The sequence below is a fragment of the Streptomyces sp. CBMA29 genome (assembly GCF_014596445.1).
Lineage (GTDB): Bacteria > Actinomycetota > Actinomycetes > Streptomycetales > Streptomycetaceae > Actinacidiphila.
The window spans coordinates 1-545 of the sequence record NZ_MECL01000184.1; the positions used below are offsets into that span (position 1 = coordinate 1).

The 545-nt window shown below is 76.0% G+C and carries 1 protein-coding gene; it reads right to left on the reverse strand.

The genetic code is table 11. The features are described 5' to 3' along the window. Nucleotides 1–545 (reverse strand): helicase-associated domain-containing protein (locus BGM09_RS24520; protein WP_188283866.1); only part of this gene is annotated, 545 nt, incomplete at both ends.

A 545-nucleotide genomic window follows, 5' to 3' on the forward strand; every position in this document is an offset into this window, starting at 1 on the left:
GGGCGGCGTACGCGGCGGGGTGCGGCGGGCGTCGGCGCGGGTGATCAGCACATCGCCGTCGGGGGACTCGGCGGCCGGGGCCAGGCCCATCGCGCGCAATTTGTCGAGCAGCACGGCCGGTTCCGACTGGGCCGCGAGCACCGTCGGCGCCAGGCGGCGCAGCCCGAGGCCCGACGCGCGCCGGTCGGCGAGCAATTCGGTCAGCAGCGCGTCGTCGTCGCAGCGCAGATACGCCGACGCGGCCCCCACCCGCAGCGTGCCGTGCCTGCGCGCCACGTCGTCGATCAGGTAACTCAGCGGCTGCGGCACCGGCGTGCGCGAGTGCGAGGTGAGGAAGGACTGGAGTTCCGCCGCCGTGCGCCCGGCGTCCAGGGCGCGCCGTACCGACTCCGGTGTGAAGCGGTAGACCGTCGCGCCGCCCTTGGACTCGATGTCGGCCAGCACCCCGAGCGTCTCGGCGAGCGGCGCCTTCAGCGGCCCCGGCGCGACCGCCGTCAGGTCGGCCTGGAGCAGCACGTGGTCCAGCGGCTCGGGCAGCAGCGGCG